The sequence below is a fragment of the Psychrobacter sp. AH5 genome, from assembly GCF_040371085.1.
Lineage (GTDB): Bacteria > Pseudomonadota > Gammaproteobacteria > Pseudomonadales > Moraxellaceae > Psychrobacter.
This window is the reverse complement of record NZ_JAMBMT010000001.1, coordinates 1,847,507-1,869,005: the sequence shown is the minus strand read 5'-3', so window position 1 is coordinate 1,869,005 and position 21,499 is coordinate 1,847,507. Positions and strand designations below refer to the sequence as shown.

19 protein-coding genes and 1 pseudogene are annotated in these 21,499 nt (G+C 40.5%); 13 read left to right on the top strand and 7 right to left on the bottom strand.

Going from position 1 to position 21,499, the window contains the following annotated elements; all coding sequences use genetic code 11:
- The first annotated feature begins 13 nt into the window (after nucleotides 1–13).
- From wecC to M0N77_RS07830, 13 genes and pseudogenes are all read left to right on the top strand, one after another.
- Complete coding sequence (gene wecC / locus M0N77_RS07890; RefSeq protein ID WP_353104675.1) at nucleotides 14–1,276, top strand: UDP-N-acetyl-D-mannosamine dehydrogenase; 1,263 nt, start codon at nucleotides 14–16, stop codon at nucleotides 1,274–1,276.
- Nucleotides 1,276–2,490 carry a hypothetical protein gene (locus tag M0N77_RS07885; RefSeq protein ID WP_353104674.1) on the top strand — a complete coding sequence of 405 codons (1,215 nt, stop codon included), beginning with the start codon at nucleotides 1,276–1,278 and terminating at the stop codon, nucleotides 2,488–2,490. The genes wecC and M0N77_RS07885 overlap by 1 nt, the downstream gene beginning before the upstream one ends.
- A 108-nt stretch (nucleotides 2,491–2,598) precedes the next feature.
- The gene (locus M0N77_RS07880; RefSeq protein ID WP_353104673.1) at nucleotides 2,599–3,741 is read left to right on the top strand and encodes an EpsG family protein; all 1,143 of its coding nucleotides are present in this window, start codon (nucleotides 2,599–2,601) and stop codon (nucleotides 3,739–3,741) included.
- An 81-nt stretch (nucleotides 3,742–3,822) separates the two neighbouring features.
- Nucleotides 3,823–4,263 carry a transposase family protein gene (locus M0N77_RS07875; protein ID WP_353104672.1) on the top strand — a complete coding sequence of 147 codons (441 nt, stop codon included), beginning with the start codon at nucleotides 3,823–3,825 and terminating at the stop codon, nucleotides 4,261–4,263.
- A gap of 8 nt (nucleotides 4,264–4,271) precedes the next feature.
- Nucleotides 4,272–4,655: pseudogene (locus tag M0N77_RS07870) on the top strand (transposase family protein); the annotation flags it as partial.
- A gap of 291 nt (nucleotides 4,656–4,946) precedes the next feature.
- Complete coding sequence (locus tag M0N77_RS07865) at nucleotides 4,947–6,086, top strand: glycosyltransferase (protein ID WP_353104671.1); 1,140 nt, start codon at nucleotides 4,947–4,949, stop codon at nucleotides 6,084–6,086.
- A gap of 10 nt (nucleotides 6,087–6,096) precedes the next feature.
- On the top strand, nucleotides 6,097–8,232 hold the full coding sequence (locus M0N77_RS07860) for a bi-domain-containing oxidoreductase (RefSeq protein WP_353104670.1): 2,136 nt from the start codon (nucleotides 6,097–6,099) through the stop codon (nucleotides 8,230–8,232).
- A gap of 5 nt (nucleotides 8,233–8,237) precedes the next feature.
- On the top strand, nucleotides 8,238–10,061 hold the full coding sequence (locus M0N77_RS07855; RefSeq protein WP_353104669.1) for a heparinase II/III family protein: 1,824 nt from the start codon (nucleotides 8,238–8,240) through the stop codon (nucleotides 10,059–10,061).
- Nucleotides 10,058–11,278: a glycosyltransferase family 4 protein gene (locus M0N77_RS07850; protein ID WP_353104668.1), complete on the top strand. Its 1,221-nt coding sequence runs from the start codon at nucleotides 10,058–10,060 to the stop codon at nucleotides 11,276–11,278. The genes M0N77_RS07855 and M0N77_RS07850 overlap by 4 nt, the downstream gene beginning before the upstream one ends.
- Nucleotides 11,271–11,864, top strand: a complete 594-nt coding sequence (locus M0N77_RS07845; protein ID WP_353104667.1) for a sugar transferase — start codon at nucleotides 11,271–11,273, stop codon at nucleotides 11,862–11,864. Before M0N77_RS07850 ends, M0N77_RS07845 begins: the two co-directional genes overlap by 8 nt.
- 23 nt (nucleotides 11,865–11,887) lie before the next feature.
- Nucleotides 11,888–12,526, top strand: coding sequence for an acetyltransferase (locus M0N77_RS07840; protein ID WP_353104666.1), 639 nt, complete (start codon nucleotides 11,888–11,890; stop codon nucleotides 12,524–12,526).
- Between the two features lie 97 nt (nucleotides 12,527–12,623).
- The gene (locus M0N77_RS07835; RefSeq protein ID WP_353104665.1) at nucleotides 12,624–13,826 is read left to right on the top strand and encodes a DegT/DnrJ/EryC1/StrS aminotransferase family protein; all 1,203 of its coding nucleotides are present in this window, start codon (nucleotides 12,624–12,626) and stop codon (nucleotides 13,824–13,826) included.
- Nucleotides 13,827–13,938: 112 nt separating this feature from the next.
- On the top strand, nucleotides 13,939–15,387 hold the full coding sequence (locus M0N77_RS07830) for a capsule assembly Wzi family protein (protein ID WP_371834192.1): 1,449 nt from the start codon (nucleotides 13,939–13,941) through the stop codon (nucleotides 15,385–15,387).
- A 68-nt stretch (nucleotides 15,388–15,455) separates the two neighbouring features.
- Here M0N77_RS07830 and scpB read toward each other — a convergent pair whose 3' ends face one another.
- The 7 genes from scpB to rsmD all read right to left on the bottom strand — a co-directional run bounded on the left by scpB (nucleotide 15,456) and on the right by rsmD (nucleotide 21,490).
- A complete protein-coding gene (scpB, locus tag M0N77_RS07825) occupies nucleotides 15,456–16,013 on the bottom strand; it encodes an SMC-Scp complex subunit ScpB (RefSeq protein WP_353104663.1) in 558 nt (185 codons plus the stop codon).
- A 287-nt stretch (nucleotides 16,014–16,300) separates the two neighbouring features.
- The gene (locus tag M0N77_RS07820) at nucleotides 16,301–17,113 is read right to left on the bottom strand and encodes a segregation/condensation protein A (RefSeq protein ID WP_353105600.1); all 813 of its coding nucleotides are present in this window, start codon (nucleotides 17,111–17,113) and stop codon (nucleotides 16,301–16,303) included.
- 110 nt (nucleotides 17,114–17,223) lie between these two features.
- Nucleotides 17,224–18,297: a tryptophan--tRNA ligase gene (locus tag M0N77_RS07815; RefSeq protein ID WP_353104662.1), complete on the bottom strand. Its 1,074-nt coding sequence runs from the start codon at nucleotides 18,295–18,297 to the stop codon at nucleotides 17,224–17,226.
- A 120-nt stretch (nucleotides 18,298–18,417) separates the two neighbouring features.
- Nucleotides 18,418–19,527, bottom strand: a complete 1,110-nt coding sequence (locus M0N77_RS07810; RefSeq protein ID WP_353104661.1) for a lipid A biosynthesis acyltransferase — start codon at nucleotides 19,525–19,527, stop codon at nucleotides 18,418–18,420.
- 225 nt (nucleotides 19,528–19,752) lie between these two features.
- Nucleotides 19,753–20,139, bottom strand: coding sequence for a 30S ribosomal protein S9 (gene rpsI, locus M0N77_RS07805; RefSeq protein WP_353104660.1), 387 nt, complete (start codon nucleotides 20,137–20,139; stop codon nucleotides 19,753–19,755).
- Between the two features lie 10 nt (nucleotides 20,140–20,149).
- Nucleotides 20,150–20,578, bottom strand: coding sequence for a 50S ribosomal protein L13 (rplM, locus tag M0N77_RS07800; RefSeq protein WP_353104659.1), 429 nt, complete (start codon nucleotides 20,576–20,578; stop codon nucleotides 20,150–20,152).
- Nucleotides 20,579–20,788: 210 nt separating this feature from the next.
- A complete protein-coding gene (rsmD, locus tag M0N77_RS07795) occupies nucleotides 20,789–21,490 on the bottom strand; it encodes a 16S rRNA (guanine(966)-N(2))-methyltransferase RsmD (RefSeq protein ID WP_353104658.1) in 702 nt (233 codons plus the stop codon).
- Between the last annotated feature and the right edge of the window lie 9 nt (nucleotides 21,491–21,499).

The window sequence follows — 21,499 nt, the reverse complement described above, 5'->3', positions numbered from 1 at the left end:
GTAGAAATAATAAATGAAAAACTCTCAATTTAGTCATATTTGTGTCATTGGCTTGGGTTATATCGGTTTACCTACGGCGGCTACTTTTGCTGCTCATGGGGTGACAGTTACTGGTGTTGATGTTAATGAATATGCCGTTGATATGATTAATCAAGGCAAGGTGCACATTGTTGAGCCTGATTTAGATATGTTAGTGCGAGATGTAGTCGCAAAAGGGACGTTGTCCGCACAGACGACTCCAGTGGCAGCAGATGCTTATATCGTCGCTGTACCTACGCCGTTTCAAGGCAATCATGATCCAGATTTAAAGTATATCGAAGCCGCATCCAAAGCACTAGCGCCATTCTTAACTTCAGGCAATCTCGTCATTCTAGAGTCGACCTCACCAGTAGGCGCTACTGAACAGATGGCGGAATGGCTAAGTCAAGCCCGTCCAGATCTAAGCTTCCCTCAGCAAGCAGGCGAACAGGCAGATATCAGAATCGCACACTGTCCTGAGCGTGTGTTGCCAGGTAAGGTACTACAAGAGCTCATCAGTAATGATCGTATCGTGGGAGGTATGACAGCCAAGTGCTCGCAAGCGGCTTGTGATTTATATAACGTATTTGTGGAAGGCAGCTGTGTGACGACGAATGCGCGTACTGCTGAGATGTGTAAGCTGACTGAAAATTCGTTCCGTGATGTCAATATTGCCTTTGCAAATGAGCTGTCTATGATTTGCGATAAGCTGAATATCGATGTATGGGAGCTCATTGCTTTAGCCAATCGTCATCCACGAGTAAATATCCTACAACCAGGTCCTGGCGTAGGCGGGCATTGTATCGCTGTAGATCCTTGGTTTATTGTAGCTAAAACACCCGATGAAGCTCAGCTCATTCGTACTGCTCGTGAGGTCAATGAGAGTAAACCTGAGTGGGTCATCGCTAAGGTGAATGAAAAGGTTATTGAGTTCCTACAAGATCATCCTGAAAAAAGCGTTAAAGATGTCACTATTGCTTGTTATGGCTTAGCCTTTAAACCAGATATTGATGATTTGCGTGAAAGTCCTGCCTTGAATATCACAAAGAAGCTAGCTCAACAAGGACTGAATATATTAGCAATTGAACCTAATATTGATAAGTTACCTGAAGATATGCAAGGTAATATTAAGTTGATTGGGTTGGATGAAAACATAGAGGCTGATATATATTTAATTCTTGTTGACCATAAAGTATTCAAAAAAATAAAATTTAAAGACTTAAGTAAAGTAATAGATACTAAGGGTATTATTTCCTGATGAAAGCTATATATTCTATATTATATACTTTAAGTGCAAAAGGATTTTCTTTTTTTTTAAACTATATTGCCGTCAGTCTCTTACTATTAGAAAGTTACGGAGAATTCTCACTAATATTTTCCACTATAAATAGTTTAGTTGTAGTAACTAGTTTAGGGTTATTATACTCTGGAAGTATTGTCTCATCCAAATGGATGAGTGTTAATAAAGATTATGTTTTCAATTATTTTAAATTTTCGCTGTATTTAATTTTCGTCTTATCACTGTTATTTTCATATTCGTTTTCTATTTTTTATGGAAATTTCATTTGGGTTTTTTTATCTGTTTTTATTTTTAGTTTAGTAAGTTTATTTGATGGTTTTTTCTATGGGATAGGGTCGATTAAAAAACTATCTATCATAGGCCTCATAAATATTATAATAATTATTCCTATAACGTATGTCTTTATAAAAAATCTCGGTCTATATGGATCAATATTAACAATTGCATTTTGTAAGGTTTTTATAGTTGTAATTCAAATTTATTTCTTTGCTAAGGAATTTGAAAAAAAATATTTCTATATAAAAATAAATTATTTCCGGCAAATTATGCTTTTCTATAGAAAGTATAATTTGCCGCTATTAATATCAGCATTTATAGCAACGCCTGTTGTAACAGCTTCAATTTATATATTGTCTATAAATAAAAATTTAGAAGAAGTAGCAATATTTTCTTGGATATATCAAATCTATCTCATAGGAATGTTTATACCTATATCATTAGGATCATATTATTTATCAATTCTGAATAAAAAAAATATCGAAAATAAAATTAATTATATTTTCATGATAAATAAATTCAATTTGTTAGTAACAATGTTTTCAATATTTATAATTTTTATGATAAAGTATTTTATATTGGAACTAGGAAAAATTGAGAAAATACCAAATTCTTCAAATGTATTTAATATGTTTCTAGTATGTATGCTTGTTTATAGTTTGAATTTAGGATTCTTAAGTTTTTGGTCTTCGATTGGTAAAAATTATTTTCATTTGGTGTTACAGATTTTATGGGCTTTTACATTGTTATTTACTGTATATTTATCAGTGAGTGAGTTGGGAGCTGTATCAATACCCTTAGGGATGAGCTTAGGATTTATGTTGCAATATGTGTTACAGTTTTTAACCTTAAAAAAACACATTAAGAAACTAAATGTTAATAAAGTAGGGGTTTGAATTTTAAGAACACTTATAGCTTATTATTCAGTTGATTAGTCTTACATAAGATAACCTATTATAAATAACTGATATAATTGCACCATGTTTTTCATAGGAAGTAATACAATGATGTTTTTCTTATTATTATTAGGTATCATTTTCTTATTACTTTCTCCAAAATTGTTTCTGCTAGCATATCTTGCTATTAATGCTTTTACTAGCAATTATGATGATAGATCAATAAAGCTTTTCAACTATTTGGTCTTTTTTTATTTAAGCATGACCCTATCGATTATGTTGGCAGATAGACCTTATTATATAGGAGAGGAAGTAGGATTTGGCGATGATATGCTGCATTATTACCATGCTTTCGAATGGGTTGTAAACAGTAGTTTTAAAGATTTTTTCTCAGAATTCTATATGATAACTAGTCTAACAGGGTCGTCTGAACCTGTTTTTTGGTTTATTGTAAAGTTAATAGGTTTGATTATTAGAGACCCCTATTATATTCATGTCTTCCTTACCTTCTTTGGATGTTTATTGATATTTATAGCTGGAGAAGTTTGGAATAAAAAAGGGCTTTTATTCTTATTTTTTTACACCAATACAATTACATTTTTTGCTTTTCAGGGTTCTGCTGTTCGTTCGGGTTTAGCTTTTAGTTTTGCTCTTTTAGGGTATGTGCTTTTCTATAAAAGAAATAATAAATGGTTTTATTTTTTACCTCCTTTTATTCATTACAGTTTAATACCATTTTCAGTTATTACTTATATCAGTAATATTAATTTTAAAAATAAAAAAAGTCTATTGCGTTTTATCTTTTTCAGTATTATATTTGCTTTTTCTTTTTTATTACTTGTAAGCAATAGTTTAGATTCGGGTCTAGGTAGAAAGTTGGAATCTAGATTTTCGGAAGATATTATGAATTTTAGCGCTTTATTACAATTCCTTATTGAGAGCATATTTACTATAGTGATTATTAATACTATATTTAAAGATAAAGTTGATAAAAAACTAAAGTTATCTTTGATATATTTTTTTATTTTATCATTGTTGATTGTTTTTGTTTCACCATCTATTTTTTCAAGGTTTTATCGTTATGAGTATATACTGTTGATATTGATATACGCTTCTATATATGAGCTTAGTAGGCCAGCAGTAAGGTTTTTTATATTGTTATTTTCTTTTTCATGGTATCTGTTTTTAGGGTATAGTAGGTTTATAGGTGTGTTCTCAGAGGATGTTTTTGCTTATATTAATTTTTTATAGAAAGTTATTAGATTAATAGACCTCTTGCAAAAGTAGCAAAGGGAATTAAAATAAGAAGACACTCATAACTTTTTAGGAACCATGCCAAACATAGATAAGCTACTCAAACAAAGTGACGCAGGTTTTAAACGCTATACAGGCATTCATAAAGCCACCTTTTATGACATGCTTGAGGCCATGCAAGAGCATGAAGCATCTAAAACCAAATCAGGCAGACCCAGCGTGCTCAGTCTTAAAGCACAAATACTATTAACCCTGACTTATTGGCGTGAATACCGCACGCTTTATCATATCAGTATGGACTTTGGTATTCATGAATCTTCTGCTAGCCGTATCATCCGTAAAGTAGAAGACATCCTGATTGACTCTGGCAAGTTTGAATTGCCCAAAAAGCTCCCTAGTCGCGTCGATGATGACATCAATTGGAGCGTCGTCATTGTTGATGCGACCGAAACCCCAATTGAGCGTCCAAAAAAAACCAAAGAGACTACTACAGCGGTAAGAAAAAACAACACACCTTAAAAGCGCAGGTTATCGTTCATTGGCAAACAGGGTTGATACTTGATGTACAAACCTGCAAAGGGTCAATCCACGATTTTAAGCTGTATAAAGATACTTGTCCTGACTGGCTTCCTGACAATGCTAAATTACTAGCAGATAGTGGTTATCAGGGTATAGCAAAGCTACATAAGCAAACCTTCACCCCTTTTAAAAAGCCACGTGGTGGTGAGTTACTGGAGATATGCAAACAGGCCAATTACTATCTGGCAAAGTTCCGTATTGTGGTTGAGCACAAAATAGGCTTAATCAAGTTGTTCAAAATCGTGGCTCATAAATATCGTAACCGTCGTCAACGCTATGAGCTTAGAATGAAGCTGTTTGCTGGTATCATTAATTTCGAGCTAAACCTATGACTTTTGCAAGAGGTCTAATATAATTAGCTGTTATTAAAGAGAAATAATGGTACTGGCATAATTTTTTCAAGGTGTTGGTTTTGCAAATCCAGTGGGCATAGATAAGTGAAGCAAGAAAAATGTATATCTGTTTAGTGCTATTGGATAATACATCAATTTTATTTAGCATCGATATATGATATATAGTAGGAAATAGCAATTCGGTTAACAAATGTAACAAGTTTTGATATAGTATTCAAAAATTGATTCATATATTTAGGATGTTTTGATATTTTATAAGTGGAATAAGAAATGAAGTTGCTTTTAGATTGTAGTTTACTAAGTATAGGTGGTGGTATCCAAGTTGGATTAAGCATTATAGAAAATGTGGCTAACGATCCTGATTTTGAAACCGTAATAGTATGTAGCCCTCAAATAAATGCTCAACTATCAGATGCAACACGCAATAAGTTGTACGCTTGTCATGTAGTGCCAAATTTACCATTTTATAAGAAAAGCAAACAAGGTAAATATTTATCTAAGCTGGAAAGAAAGTATAGACCAGATCAGGTGTTTGTAGTATTCGGCCCTTCTTATTGGCGTCCGAAAGTTAATAACTTACAAGGTTTTGCCTTAGGTAAAATGCTATATCCAGAAGTTAGAAAACACTATCCTTCTAAGGTCCAAAGGTTTAAAGAAGAAGTCTTTGATTTGATTAAGCAAAAGTTATTCTTTAGAAACGTAGGAAACTTCGTTGTAGAAACTGAAGTTGTGAAGAGTAGGCTAGTCAAAAATTTAGGTATTGATTCAGATAAGATTTTTGTTATCAGTAACAGCTACAGCCCTGCTTTTGAACAAAGATTACTCGAACGTCAGAGTCAGGTACAACCTTCAGATGATAAGATAGTTGTATTCATACCATCAAGTTTTTATCATCATAAAAACCTACTAATACTTCCCCAAGCGTTGAAAGAGCTTAAGAGTCTCAGTGATCGAAAAATATTTTTTAAATTTACTATTCCTGAAGAATCAAATGGTTGGAAGTTATTAAAGAAATCAGCACAAAACTTGGGAGTTAGTGAGTATTTCTTTACAGTTGGTCATGTTGCAAATAACGTAATTTGTGACGAGTATCTGAGCTCTCAAATCGTCCTATGCCCAAGTTTAGTTGAGTCTTCCACAGCTGTATTCCCTGAAAGCTTTATAGCGAAACGTCCTCTAATAGTATCTGATAGAGATTTTTCGAGAGACTTATGTGATGATGGTGCGATTTATTTTGATCCCTTAAATCCAATAGATATTGCTCAAAAAATTAATTTAGTTTTGGAAGACAGCTCTTTATATAAGCTATTGGTTAATAATGCTTCAGAAGTTTTGAAGAAGAACTATCTAACACCCGATGAAAAATGGAATGCTCAAAAGGCATTGTTAATGAAATTGTCACACAAATAATGGTGCTAATATGAAACAAATCCTTCAAGACATGGCTAACGGTCAAACTACTATAACAGAAGCACCAGCACCCAGTTGCTCATCTGGTCACTTACTGATTTCAACGACGAAATCGCTAATCTCAGCCGGTACGGAGCGTATGTTGGTTGGCTTTGGCAAAGCTTCTTATATCGATAAAGCTCGTCAACAACCTGAAAAAGTAAAAATGGTCGTTGAAAAAGTCCAGACTGATGGCCTTTTAACCACTTATGATGCAGTAAAGTCTAAACTGGGCCAACCTTTGCCTTTAGGCTACTGTAATGTCGGACAAGTACTTGAGATAGGTTCTTTAGTAGAAGGCTTCAAAGTAGGTGATAGGATCGTATCAAATGGCCCTCATGCAGATATCGTAAAGGTGCCAAAGAACCTATGTGCCAAGATACCAGATAATGTGTCGGATGAGACTGCGGCGTTTACCGTCGTTGCCAGTATTGGACTACAAGGCATTCGTTTGGCACAGCCAACGCTTGGCGAAAGCTTTGTCGTCACCGGTGCAGGATTAATCGGACTGTTAACCATTCAGATGCTACGAGCAAATGGTTGTCGAGTGCTTGCTATTGACTTTGATCAAAGTAAGCTTGAGCTAGCCAAGCAGTTTGGCGCAGAGATTTGTAACCCTGCTAATGGTGAAGATCCAGTAGCTGCAGGTATCGCGTTTAGTCGTGGTGTTGGTGTCGATGGTGTCATTATCACTGCGTCAACCAAGGCGAGCGATCCAGTTGTTCAGGCAGCGCGTATGAGTCGTAAACGTGGTCGTATTGTCTTAGTCGGTGTCACGGGGTTAGAACTCAATCGTGCCGACTTTTATGAGAAAGAATTAAGCTTTCAAGTGTCTTGTTCTTATGGTCCTGGACGTTATGACCCTAATTATGAAGAAAAAGGGCAGGATTATCCTTTAGGTTTTGTTCGTTGGACTGAGCAACGTAACTTTGTCGCTGTGTTAGATATGATGGAAGCGGGTACTCTTAATGTAGACAGCCTCATTACACATCGCTTTGAGTTTGAAGAGGCGGCTAAGGCTTATGAATCTCTAACAGAGGATAAATCAGGCTTAGGTATATTACTAAGCTATGAGTCAGAAGTAGAAACACGTTTAGATACAAAAGTAGTGTTACGTCCTATCAATATTGAACCAAAAAATGCAGTCGTTGGCTTTATTGGGGCGGGAAACTATGCTTCTAGAATTTTAATACCAGCATTTAAAGGTGCTTTTGCACAGCTACATACGATCGTGACATCGGGTGGTATCAATGGTGTTATTCATGGTGCAAAGACAGGGTTTTCTGAAGCATCTACCGATGTAGACGCGTTACTGGCTAATAAAGACATCAATACCGTCACGATTGCTACCCGTCATAACAGTCATGCGCAATTTGTACAGAAGGCATTGTCAGCGCATAAAAATGTCTTTGTAGAAAAGCCTCTAGCGCTAACGCTTGCAGAAGTTGATAGCATCGAAGCGATTTATAATAAGAATATTGAGACTGAACAATTTAGTCGTATTATGGTTGGTTTTAATCGTCGATTTGCGCCACAAGTTCAAAAAATGAAGTCTCTACTTGATAGTGTGAGTGAACCAAAAAGCTTTATCATGACTATGAATGCGGGTGAAATCCCTGCCGATCATTGGACACAAGATAATGATGTCGGTGGTGGACGCATTATTGGTGAAGCGTGCCATTTTATAGATTTAATGCGTTTTCTTGCAGGTTCAAAAATTGTCTCTATCCAAGCACGTCGCATGGGCGAAACCAATAGTGTTGCCGTCTTAGAAGACAAAGCCTCTATCACCTTAGGATTTGAAGACGGCTCATTCGGTACTATTCTTTATCTAGCAAATGGTGCAGCCAGCTTTCCCAAAGAAAGAATAGAAGTGTTCACAGCAGGTCGCGTTTTACAGTTAGATAACTTCCGCAAGCTCAAGGGCTTTGGTTGGCCTGATTTCAAAGCGATGAATTTGATGCGCCAAGACAAAGGACAAGACGCTTGCGCTGCCGCTTTTGTTGAAAGTATTCGGGAAGGAAAAGAAGCGCCAATTACGGCAGAAGATATCTTTGAAGTAGCACGAGCTACGATTGAAGTCGCTGAAATTTTGAGACAGCAATAGTGAGTATGGTTAATAAATCGATAACAGCCAAAGCAAACACTGCCTTAAATCTAGGATTAACTAATTTAGCTAGAGTTGCGACCTATCGACTAGGCGTCAAAAGTGGCATCAATCCAGTGACTAGGTTAGAGGCCACGCTCCCTTCGGGCACTTTTTTTGCCGATACTGACTTGCATACTGATATGGATTTATCTGAGCGCCTTAGTCTAAAGGCTTTTGGCTATATTCCTTATCGCCTAGAAGAGGATAAACCCAACTGGTTCTATAGTCCTTTGACTCAAAAGGTATTTAAGGATGTTGAGACAGTATGGTATAAAATCCCAGATTTCGATAATAATGTCGGTGATATCAAAGGAGTCTGGGAAGCGTCACGATTTGATTGGTTAATCAAATTTGTGGAGTATGAACACTATCATCAAGACGGCAGAGGCTTAGTCACACTAGATAGCTGGCTTAATGATTGGTGTGAAAAAAATCCAGCCTATTTAGGGCCGAATTGGAAATGTGGGCAAGAAGCTTCGATTCGAGTGATGCATCTTGTCACCGCGTTAATCGGTTTAGATAAACTTCATAGCATTAATGATAATCTACTCAGTTTAATCGAAATTCATCTAAAACGTATTGCGCCTACCTTAAGTTATGCAATAGCTCAAGATAACAACCATGGTACATCTGAAGCAGTAGCACTCTATATAGGCGGTGCTGTTTTAAATAAAACGAAGCCAAGCAAACGATATCTAGACTGGCAGCATTTGGGCGAAAAATGGTTGTCTAATCGCGCTTGTAAACTTATTATGAAAGATGGTGGTTTCAGCCAATACTCTGTTAATTATCACAGGGTCATGTTGGATTCATACTGCTTGGCTGAAATAGTAAGACGTCAGTTACAACTGCCGGCATTGCCAAAAAAAGTATATCAGCGACTTAGCAAAGCGACTGATTGGTTATATGTCTTGGTACAAGACAATGGAGATGCGCCGAACCTTGGTGCAAATGACGGCGCTAAGCTGTTACCTATTGGGCAAAGTGATTATAGAGATTTTCGCCCTACTGTACAGCTAGCCAGTACCTTATTTAATGGGCATAGCTATTATCAGGCTGCTGCATCTTATGATGAGAGTTTAAACTTCTTTGGTATAGACAAACTAAACAATAAGAGAGTTGCTCTACCTAATAAGTCCCAGCTTTTTGCAAGTAGTGGGCTTATGACTCATGAAAATCAGAACTTTTTTATTTGCTTTAAGATACCTAAGTTTAAATTCAGACCCAGTCAATGCGATGCACTACATGTAGATTTATGGTTTAAATGCGATAATGTATTACGTGATGGTGGCACCTTTAGTTATAACACTACTACAGACGATTTAGACTATTATTCAGGTGTAGAGAGTCATAATACTGTTCAATTTGATAATCATTTACAGATGCCTAGATTAAGTCGGTTTTTATTTGCGTCTTGGTTAAAACCATTAACGATGAAATATCGTAAGAACACGCTTTCCTCGAGCTATAAAGATGAATGGAGTTGTCAACATTCACGTGCAATAAAAGTTCAGAAGCAGCAGATAGTAGTGACAGATGAGATTCAAGGTTTTAAAGACCATGCTGTTTTGCGCTGGCGCTTGATGCCAGACCAATGGGTATTGAAAGATAATGTTTTGAGTAATGGCAAAATGACTTTAGAAATTCATTCTAAAAGCGCGCTCAAGATTCGAATGGTTGAAGGCAGAGAATCAAGGTACTATTATCAAGAAACGAATGTACCTGTTTTAGAGGTCACGGCTATTGAACCTACCACTATTCATACAACTATTAAAGATATCACATGAAAATACTTTACTTTCATCAGCATTTTTCTACCCCTAAAGGATCCGCTGGTATACGATCATATGCCATGGCTCAGAGCTTGATTAAAAATGGTCATCAAGTGACCATGGTATGTGGCTCATTCAGTAATGGACAGACAGGGCTAACTGGCGCTTTCATTAATGGGATGCGCCGTGGCAATGTAGACGGGATCGAAATTATAGAGTTTGAATTGTCTTATTCTAATAATTTAACTTTTGCACAGCGCGTATCATTATTTTTGAGCTTTGCTTCTAAGTCTGTCAAAGTGGCAATGACTGAAAAGTATGATTTGATATTTGCCACGACAACCCCTTTAACTGCTTCTATTCCTGGTATTATGGCAAAATGGCTACGCCGAAAGCCATTTGTATTTGAAGTGAGAGACTTATGGCCAGAATTACCAAAGGCAATGGGCGTCATAAAAAATCCTATTATACTATGGTTGATGTCGATATTAGAATGGGTGTCTTATCATTCAGCAGATCGCCTCATTGGACTCTCTCCAGGTATTGTCGACGGTATCATAAGCCGTGGTATCAACAGAGAAAAAGTTGCTATGATACCGAATGGCTGTGATTTAGATATTTTTGCTATTGAGCCAGATGGCTGGCGTCCTAAAGGCGTAGAAAAAACAGACTTGATGGCTATTTTTACGGGTACTCATGGCTTAGCAAATGGCTTAGATGCTGTTATAGAGGCAGCGTCAGAGCTGCAAAATAGAAAGCAGCAAGAGATCAAACTGGTCCTTGTTGGAAATGGTATGAAAAAAGCAGCTTTGCAAAAAAGAGCGCAAGAGTTAAAACTTTCGAATGTCATCTTTCATGATCCTGTAGATAAAACTAGGCTAGCAGGACTAATGTCTGAGGCTGATATTGGGTTGCAAATCCTAGCAAACGTTCCTGCATTTTACTACGGTACTTCACCTAATAAGTTTTTTGACTACATTGCTGCGGGCCTACCGGTCTTAAATAACTATCCAGGTTGGTTAGCAGAGCTCATCAAACAAGAAGATGCTGGATATACCGTTAGTCCAGAGAGTCCCATTCAGTTTGCTGATGCTTTAGAGAAAGCTGCTTTAAATCGCGAAAAATTAAAACAAATGGGTAAGAATGCTCAGGCACTAGCTAAACGTGAGTTCGATAGAGCCAAGCTTTCACAAAAATTTAATGATTGGGTTACTGGAGTGAAAAATGTTTAAACGCCTTTTCGATATCACTGCTGCGACCACCGCTTTGGTCGCTTTATCTCCGGTATACGCCATCACTGCTTATAAAGTCAAAAAGAACTTGGGCTCACCAGTGCTATTTCGTCAAACCCGCCCGGGTCTAGACGGTAAGCCGTTTGAGATGATTAAGTTTCGTACCATGAAGGATGCCATAGATAGTGCTGGCAATCCTTTGCCTGATAGTGAGCGCTTGACTGACTTTGGTAAAATGCTACGTAATAGTAGTTTGGATGAGCTGCCTGAGCTGTGGAATGTTGTCAGAGGCGATATGAGCTTAGTCGGACCACGCCCGTTATTGATGGAATATCTGCCGCTATATAGTAAAGAGCAAGCGCGTCGTCATAATGTACGCCCTGGCATTACCGGTTATGCGCAAGTCAATGGTCGTAATGCTATTGGTTGGGATAAAAAGTTTGAGTTAGATACATGGTATGTAGATAACCAATCATTATGGTTAGATATCAAGATATTACTTAAGACAGTAAGAAAAGTGGTCATCAAAGACGGTATTAGCGCTGATGGCGAAGCGACGATGAGTAAGTTTACAGGAAGTAAATAGTTAATAATAACAAGGAAGTCAAAATGCAGCAGTTAATCGGTATATATGGCGCTAGTGGTTTTGGTAAAGAATTATTGCCTTTAGTTCGTGAACAATATAGAGATGCGCAACTTTGTTTTGTCGACGATGGCTCGCAAGATAATAAATTAAATAATTATAAAATTTATACTTATACAGAGTATTTAGCATTACCCAATGCAGATAAGGCGGTAGTCTTAGCTATTGCAGATAGTAAAATACGTGAAGTATTAGTAGCTAAGTGTCGCAAAGACAGTGTATCGATTTTATCTTTAAAGGCTTCCAACTCAATTGTACTAGATAATGTTGAAATTGGAGAGGGCTCTGTACTGTGTCACTTTACCCAATTAACGTCTAACATAAAAATTGGTAAGCAATTTCAAGCCAATATTTATAGTTATATCGCTCACGATTGCGTGATTGGCGACTATGTCACCTTTGCCCCGCGCGTTAGCTGCAATGGCAATATTCATATCCATGACCATGCCTATATCGGCACAGGGGCAGTCATCAAACAAGGCACACCTGATAAGCCATTAATTATTGGTAAAGGTGCCATTGTAGGAATGGGAGCAGTTGTTACCAAAGACGTGCCAGCGGGAGCTGTCGTGGTTGGTAATCCTGCAAGACCCCTCAATAAATAAAAAGTATAAATAAAAAATCAGAATCAAATATTTTGTTATAAGTGATTAATCGTCAGTGATTAATCGTCAATTATAAATAAGCACCATCGAGGCAACTATGTTAAACACCCCATTTTCACCTTGGCCAGGCTTTACTCAAGAAGAAGCGGATGCCGTCAGTCAAGTATTATTATCCAACAAGGTAAATTACTGGACAGGGCAAGAGTGTCGTCAGTTTGAGACGGAGTTCGCTAAATGGGCTGATAGCAAGTATGCCATTGCGATGGGTAATGGTACGTTGGCATTAGACGTTGCCTTACAAGCGTTAGATATCGGCGCAGGCGATGAAGTCATCGTCACGCCGCGTACCTTTATTGCAAGTATCTCATCAGTCGTCAATGCGGGAGCAATCCCTGTTTTTGCTGATGTCGATGAGGCAACTGGTAATATCACGCCTGAGTCAATCGCCGCAGTACTGACGGCTAAAACCAAAGCTATCGTTTGTGTGCACTTGGCAGGTTGGCCTTGTGATATGGATGGCATCATGGCGTTGGCAGAACAGCATAATCTATATGTGATAGAGGACTGTGCTCAGGCGCATGGCGCAACCTACAAAGGCCGTAGCGTTGGTAGTATCGGTCATATCGGGGCGTGGAGCTTTTGCCAAGATAAGATTATGACCACAGGCGGTGAAGGCGGTATGGTCACGACTAATGATGAGCAATTATGGCGAAAAATGTGGGCATATAAAGACCATGGTAAAAGCTATGCGGCGGTCTATGAGACAGAGCATCCACCAGGTTACCGCTGGCTTCATGAAAGCTTTGGTACCAATTGGCGCATGACTGAAATGCAAGCGGTGCTTGGCCGAATCCAATTAACGAGAATGCCTGATTGGACCGCCAAACGTACAGCGAATGCTCAAGCTATCTTAGATGCCTGTGCTAAATGGGAAGGCAAAGGGTATCTTTCTGTACCAAGACTAGAAGAATCATCAGAGTTTGCAGATTCGACCCACGCCTATTATAAGCTCTACGTTTATGTGCAGTCAGATAACCTTCCTGAAGGCTGGTCACGAGATCGTATTATTGAAGAAATTAATAAATTAGGAGTTCCTTGTTTTTCAGGCTCCGCTTCGGAAGTTTATCTGGAAAAAGCATTTGATAATACAGGTTTACGTCCTGAAAGTAGACTGCCAGTCGCCAAGCAGCTTGGCGAAACCAGCTTGATGTTTCTCGTGCATCCAACGTTGACAGAAGACGAGATTAAGCAAACCGTACAGGCGATTGATAGCGTATTCACTAAGATTGATGACCAATAATTTATAATTTGTGGGGTTAGACTGAATTTAGTGACGTTATTTTAATTACGTTAATCCATATTACTGTTTGAGTGATAGCCTTTATAATAAACCCCTTTTAACCAAAGAGTATTTGATCATGTACAAGAAGCTAAGTATTTTATTGGGTTTTGGTGTCTTATCATCAGTGTCGATGCTAGCATCTGCACAAAACCTGTATATGAACGATCTCAAGCTGAAGGCAGATCTTGACTGGCTGAATACTCAAGGGGTCGCACAGATTAGCACCAGCACGTGGCCGCTAACTGCTAATGAAATCAAGCGCGCTTTAAATACGGCTAATGCTCAGACACGTGCGCAGCAGCAAATTCTGCAGTCGGTACAAACACGCCTGGCTCAAAACCGCAATTCTGTGGTAAAAGGGACGGCCGCCCTGCATATACAAACCGATAGAGATAAGCTACCACAAAAATTTGCTGATGATAAGCTGGCGGGTCAACAAGCAAGCGTTGGGGTGTCGCTTAGCGAAGCAGAGTGGGAGTTTAATCTACAAGCCAATCTAAAAAATGACAAACTTATCGATGACAGCTCAGACGTTAGCTTTGAAGGCTCGTATCTTGCTGGGACCGCAGCCAATCAGTGGTTGATTGCAGGTAAAATTCCAACGTGGTGGGGACCTGGTCATGATGGTAGCCTTATTCGAGGCGATGCAAGCTTGCCAGTGACAGGTTTTACCATGCAGCGTGATCAGCAGAGCGCGCCTGAGTATAAATACTTAAATTGGGTTGGACCTTGGCAGTATCAGCTATTTGCCGGTCAATTGGATGATTATACGGCAGTGCCAGATGCTAAGCTATTTGGCGCGCGTTTGACCGCCAGTCCTATGCCTTGGTTAGAGGTCGGTGCATCGCGTAGCTTTATGTGGGGCGGTGACGGTCGTCCACAGGACTTTAGCTCTTTTATTGATGCTATCAAAGGCACCAAGGATAATGGCGGTCGTGATGGCGGCGATCCGGCCAATCAGTTAGGCGGATTTGATGCCAAGGTGCAGCTAGCTTCCTTGATTAACGTACCGGCCAGCGTCTACGCGCAATATATCGGTGAAGATGAAGCAGGCGGATTGCCGGCGAAAAATATGTATCTAGCCGGCGTCGATTATGCTTCTAGTTTACAGGGCAAGCCTTATCAGCTTTATGCCGAATATACCGATACGCGTAGTAGTGGTGAGGTCAAAGGCATCTCTTATGATCATGGTACTTATACCGATGGCTACTATCAGCAAGGCTATCCATTAGGCTATGCGCTTGGCGGTGATGCTGAGAGTGTGGCGCTTGGCGGTCGTTTATGGCTGGATGAGCGAAACTTTATTCATACCAAGCTGCAACACGCCAAGGTTAATCAGGCGGATGAATCCATTAACCAAGCTTATCCGGCGACTGATAAGCTCACCGCTATTGACGTGGCTTGGGAGCATCAGCTACAGCCATTGACTAAAATAACGGGTAGAGTATGGGCAGTAGATTCAGATATTCAATCAACCGATGTCGGTGTCGGGTTAGGGATTGAGCTGGCGACTTATTGATACGGGTTATTTATAATTTAAATAGGATTTGTTGATTATTCGACAGGTCCTATTTTTTTGTCAAAGTATTAACTATTAGCCCCAATCGCCGCCAAATCCGGCATCGGTGGCAGTTCGTCTAGACTGCTTAGCCCAAACGCATCTAAGAACTGCGGCGTGGTATGCAAGAGTGCCGGGCGCCCAAGCGTGTCTTTATAGCCATTCTCCATGATCCAGCCTTTATCAAATAATTGTCTTAGAATATTACTCGATAGCGTCACTCCGCGCACGTACTCAATATCGCTACGCGTAACCGGCTGCTTATAGGCGATCACGCTTAACGTCTCTAGTAATGCTTGGCTAAGACGCTGCTGACGCTGTGGAAATACACGCTGAATGAGCGCGCTATAGTCATCCGCTATTTGCAAGCGGTAGCCGCTAGCGGTGCGCTGTAGCCTTAACGCAGTAGATAGTAGGCGCTGTTTTAAGTCCACTAAAGCAAGCTCTAAATCTTTAGTAGATAATGACAAGTGCTTGCATAGCGCCTTATCGGTCAGTGGCGCTTCTGCAGCATGTAGCAGTACTTCTATTTGTAAGCTATTTATTTGAATGTTGTCTGCGGCATTATTAGGATTATCATTTGCCATTAGGGATTGCTCTTTTTTATAGGAGTTATCGAGATGTAGGGTGTGGTTAGCGCAGCGTAACCCGTAACCCGCCATTTTATAGCACCAAGACATAAATATTAAAAAATAAATTAAAAATTCTTCTCTTCATAAGTATAATTTTATATTCATTTATTTTTAAAATATCGCTTTTATATTCCAAAAATCCTATCTAAAGGATTTTCCTTGCCAGCCTAACGAAGCAGTGCTTCGTTTTTACGGCTTTCAGGTGCGCGGAGCGCACCCTACCAATGAATCAAGTCTGCCATTCACACTAACCATTGTAATTGCAACTGATCCTTATCTTCATTGTTATCACCTTCAACCACTCCTACTAACTGACGTTTCATCAGCTCCAATACCGCCACAAAGCTCACCACCACGCCGATTTTACCTTGAGACTTGTCTAATAATTGATAAAAGGCTAGCGCATTAGCACCGCTTAATTGGCGACTGATACTAGCGATACGATCTTCTAGTGGCACCGCATCGACTTTGATATTATGCATCTGATAATCAGGCTGCAATTGCATCTTAAACAGACTATCTACCAGTAACGTTGGTGAGTAGCTCGGCAGCTGCGCTTGCATCACCTCAGTATTAGGCAGGCTTGCCATCGCTAAGAATACATCGCGCTCAAGACGAACCAGCGCATCTAAGCGCCGACTTGCCTCCTTAATCTGCGCGTAGGCTTCTAAGCGCTCTATTAGCTCAGCTTTGGGATCGCGCTCATCGGTAGGGGTTTGTGGTTTGGGTAGTAATAGCTCAGTCTTAATAGCTATCAAGGTCGAAGCCATCAATAGATAGTCGCCGGCCAGCTCAAAATGCGCTGTATCAAGCTCCTTGATATAAGCCAAATACTGCTCGGTAATCGGCAAGATGGCCATTTGCGTCAGATCAACGTTATTTTTTTTCACCAAATATAACAGAAAATCTAAGGGACCGGCGAACTGCTCAAGCCAAATCGCAAACGCCCCAGGCGGCACATACAAATCATCCGGCAAGTTGGCGATTGGCGTTTGATAAATACGTAAGGTGATGTCGTTTTTGATGCTAGCTTCAATATCAGTATTAATAGTAATAGACCCCGCGCTCAACCATCTAAAATTATAGCCTACAAATAGTTTGCATTAAGTTAAGGGTCAACCAATATAAGTGTAAAATTAGTCTTTATTAACAAAAATTTGTCTAATTACTTAAGCTTAGCAAGCGGGCGGATACCGATAGCGCGGCGGGTTTTATCCAGCTGCTTGCGGCTATGACGACGAGCCTTTTGCGCGCCCATTTGTAAGATTTCTTCAAGCTCTTTTGGATTGGCCATCAGCTCTTCATAACGAGCACGGAAAGGGGCAATCTCATTATTGATTTTCTCAAACAGCGCTTGCTTGGCATCGCCCCAACCAATACCGGTCGCGAATTGCTCGCGCATAGCGGCAATCTCAGCAGGAGTAGCAAAGGCTTTATAGATCTCAAAAATAGCAGAGTCATCAGCGTCTTTTGGCTCATCGGGTAGCTGTGAGTTAGTAACGATCTTCATAATGGCTTTATGCATTTGCTTTTCACTACTGACTTGTGGATTACCATCGCCAAACAGCGGAATAGTGTTGTTATAGCTTTTACTCATTTTGCGGCCATCAAGGCCAGTCAGCAGTGGGATATCGTCATTAACTACTGCATTAGGTAGCGTAAACAGCGGCTTATAGCGATGATTAAAGGTACCGGCAATATCACGCGCCATCTCGATATGCTGCACCTGATCACGGCCCACGGGCACATGCGTGGCGTTGAACATTAAGATATCAGCTGCCATCAGCACCGGGTAGCCAAATAGCCCCATAGTGATCCCTTGATCAACATCGACGTCGGATTTTTCGTTATTGATATCGACAGCGGCTTTATAAGCGTGGGCACGGTTCATCAGCCCCTTTGCGCAGGAACAATTGAGTATCCAAGCCAGCTCGGTGATCTCAGGCACATCGGACTGACGATAAAAAGTGACACGCTCAGGGTCTAGGCCACAAGCGATCCAAGTAGCAGCGATGGCTTTGGTTGACTCGTGAATGATAGCAGGATCATAGCAGCCGATAATCCCGTGATAGTCGGCTAAAAAAAAGAACGCTTCATCATCGCTGTTTTGAATAGATTCAATAGCGGGGCGAATAGCGCCGACATAATTGCCTAAGTGCGGAATACCGGTAGGCTTGATACCGGTCAAAATACGTTTGACTTGCGAGCTATTGGCTTCAGTGTTGTTATTATTGGTCATGAAAAGTCCATTATTTATAAGAGTAAATCGTTATTAGTGGTCAGTTAAGCATAGGGCGAGTCGCCGATATATTAGCGCCATAGTATAGCAAATGTATAAATGGCTTTTGGCAATAATGTGCTATTTATAAATATCGCTGCGTCCGTCAGGGCTATTTTTGAAGCGCCGATGAAACCACATCCACTGAGTTGGGTCAATACGAATAAGCCCTTCTAACAGCTCATTAACGCGCGTAGCATCTGCGACCTCGTCACTGCTAGGATAATTATCAAGCTTTGGGGTAATGGTCACATGATAATGCGGACGTTTGCCGCGCGGCAGATTGTCAGGGGTTTGCCGATAAGTATGTAGCGCCATAACCGCTGGCGGATGCTGCTTACTGCCCATCTTAGCAATACGTCTAGGCGCGATAATCGTCGCTGCTGGCACACCAAAAAAAGGCGCCATGACCCCTTGCTTAAGGCCATAGTCTTGATCGGGGGAGTACCAGATGACGTGACCTGCTTTTATAGAAGTGACTAAGCTGCGCATATCACGGCTGGAGATTTGCTTACCAAATAAGTGGGTACGTCCGTTATAAATAAACCAATCTAGCAGCTCATTGTTTTGCGGGCGATACATACAGTCGGTGGCAAAGAACTGAGTACAGAACAGGCCGCCCAAATCAAGCATAGTATAATGAGCGCCTAGTAAGATGACCGCGCGCCCTTCATTTTGTGCGTTGATTAGATGCTGTAACCCGGATATCGAAACCGTACGGGTAAAGATATTGGGACGAAACCAAGCGCATAGCGTCTCAAACACCCCAATACCTTGATTGACAAACACTTGCTTGGCCATCAGCTCGCGCTCAACCTCCGGCTTTTCTGGAAAAGCCAGTTTTAGGTTAATCAGCGTATCACGGCGGCGCGAGCCTGCTACTTGATAGATCAGGATACCTAGCTTACGACCCAACCAAAACTGATAACGCAGCGGCAAATAAATCATCGGTAGTATAAGAGCTAACACTAGCCAAATACCCCAATATTTGGGTAATAAAAACTGCCACTGAAAAGGCTTTTTGTCAGCTTGCGCGGTTTTCTTTTGCGTCGCGCGAATCGATGGCGTACCAGCAGGTATAGCAGGCGACTTTGTAGGCTTGCTAGAGAGAGTATTTTGCGCTTGCAGATTGGTTTTGTTTTTGGCTTGATTTTTTGCTTTGCTAGGGTCGTATTGTTCAGGCGCTTTCATAATAAGGATGCTGTAATAAAAGGTGTTATTATGATGGGGCAGAGCCGATTACTTTGCAAGTGAGTTTTTAGCCCTATTTTTAACCAAAAAAAACCTTATAAATGGCGAACCACTTATAAGGTTTTGCAAATCTAGGCTTGTATGAGTGACTACTATTAATACTATCTGACCAATATTATCTAATGAGAGATAGCGTAGTAGCCAGCCAACAAGCGATAGCTTTGATTAACGTTTTGAGAATTGTGGGCGCTTACGTGCTTTACGTAGGCCAACTTTCTTACGCTCAACTTGACGTGAGTCACGAGTCACAAAACCAGCAGCTTTTAGCGCAGGCTTGTTGGTTTCGTCAAGCTCAACTAGCGCACGAGTGATACCGTGGCGAATTGCGCCTGCTTGACCACTAATACCGCCGCCTTTTACTGTGATGTAAAGGTCGTACGAGTTAGGAGTTTCAAGTAGCTCTAATGGCTGACGAACGACCATGCGTGAAGTTTCACGGCTGAAGTATTCATCAAGTGGCTTACCGTTGACAACGATGCTACCAGTACCTTTGGCTAAAAAGACACGAGCAGTAGACGTCTTGCGGCGACCAGTTCCGTAATTGCGTTCCATAAAATTATCCTTAGATGTCTAGTTCTTTAGGTTGCTGGGCTTCATGTGGATGCTCAGTACCGGCATAGAGCTTTAGCTTCTTGATCATCGCATAGCCAAGAGGGCCCTTTGGAAGCATACCCTTAACTGCTTTGTGTAGAACATCTTCAGGCTTATGTGCAATCAGCTTGGTGAAGTTGGTTTCTTTAATACCACCTGGGTAACCACTGTGGCGATAGTACTTTTTATCTTGTGCTTTTTTGCCCGTTACCGCGATTTTTTCGGCATTGATGACGACAATGAAGTCACCAGTGTCAACGTGCGGAGTATAAGACGTTTTGTGCTTGCCACGTAAGCGAGTAGCGATTTGGGTGGCTAAGCGACCAAGGGTCTTGCCGTCAGCATCGACGACATACCAGTCATGGGTCACTTCAGCTGGTTTTGCACTAAGTGTTTTCATGATAAAACCTTAAAATTAGAATTCGTTGAGAGTTTAGCTGGGAACGGGGCTCTCAAAAAACAGACTGCACATTATAAGCAGTAGCGCCTACGCTTGCAAGCTGCATTGGGGTTTATTTTCGCCTTATATACATTAAACTGCAGCGTCGGCCAGTTTTTAGCGGTTCTAAACATTTGTAAATTTTGTTAACGGCTTTCATTAACTAGGCAATTATGACGATGATAGACGATAAAGTCCAGCAACAACTTGACCAACTTTACTTTGTTTTAGACAAATAAAGTCCGTTAGTGTTGCTAGCTCGCTGTGGTTACTTGCATCGTCTAAGCTTTTGGCTAATGCCGCTAATTGCGTGCTCAAGTCTTTATCCGCTTCTAAATAAATCAGCGTTTGTGTGCTGATTAACGCTTGATTGATAAGAGAGCGCAAAATAGGCTGCCACAGATCATCTGCATAGGGCGGATCGATAAAGACAATATCGAACGCTTGACCATAGTTGTGATTTTGCGTCAGTACTTTTTGTGCTTTACCGGCTATTATAACGAAGCTGTCTGTATCAAGGCGTAGCTGCTCAGCGTTTTGGACTAGAGTCTTTACTTGCGCCGGATTGGCTTCGATAAAAGTGCAGTGCGCCGCGCCGCGTGATAAAGCTTCAAAGCCTAATACGCCGCTACCGGCGCAGCTGTCTAATACCCGCGCGCCATGAATATCGGCAAGCAACCAATTAAATAGCGTCTCACGTAAGCGATCAGGAGTCGGACGCAGACCTTCGCCATCGATAAAGCGGACATTACGCCGTTTGAGCTGACCGCCGATAATACGTACTTGACCGGCAGTGTTTGCTTTAGCCTTTTTTGTGTGAGCGGCTTTAAGCTTAGTTTTTTTATTCGATGATACGGGCGAGGTTTTTTTCATAATTTATGG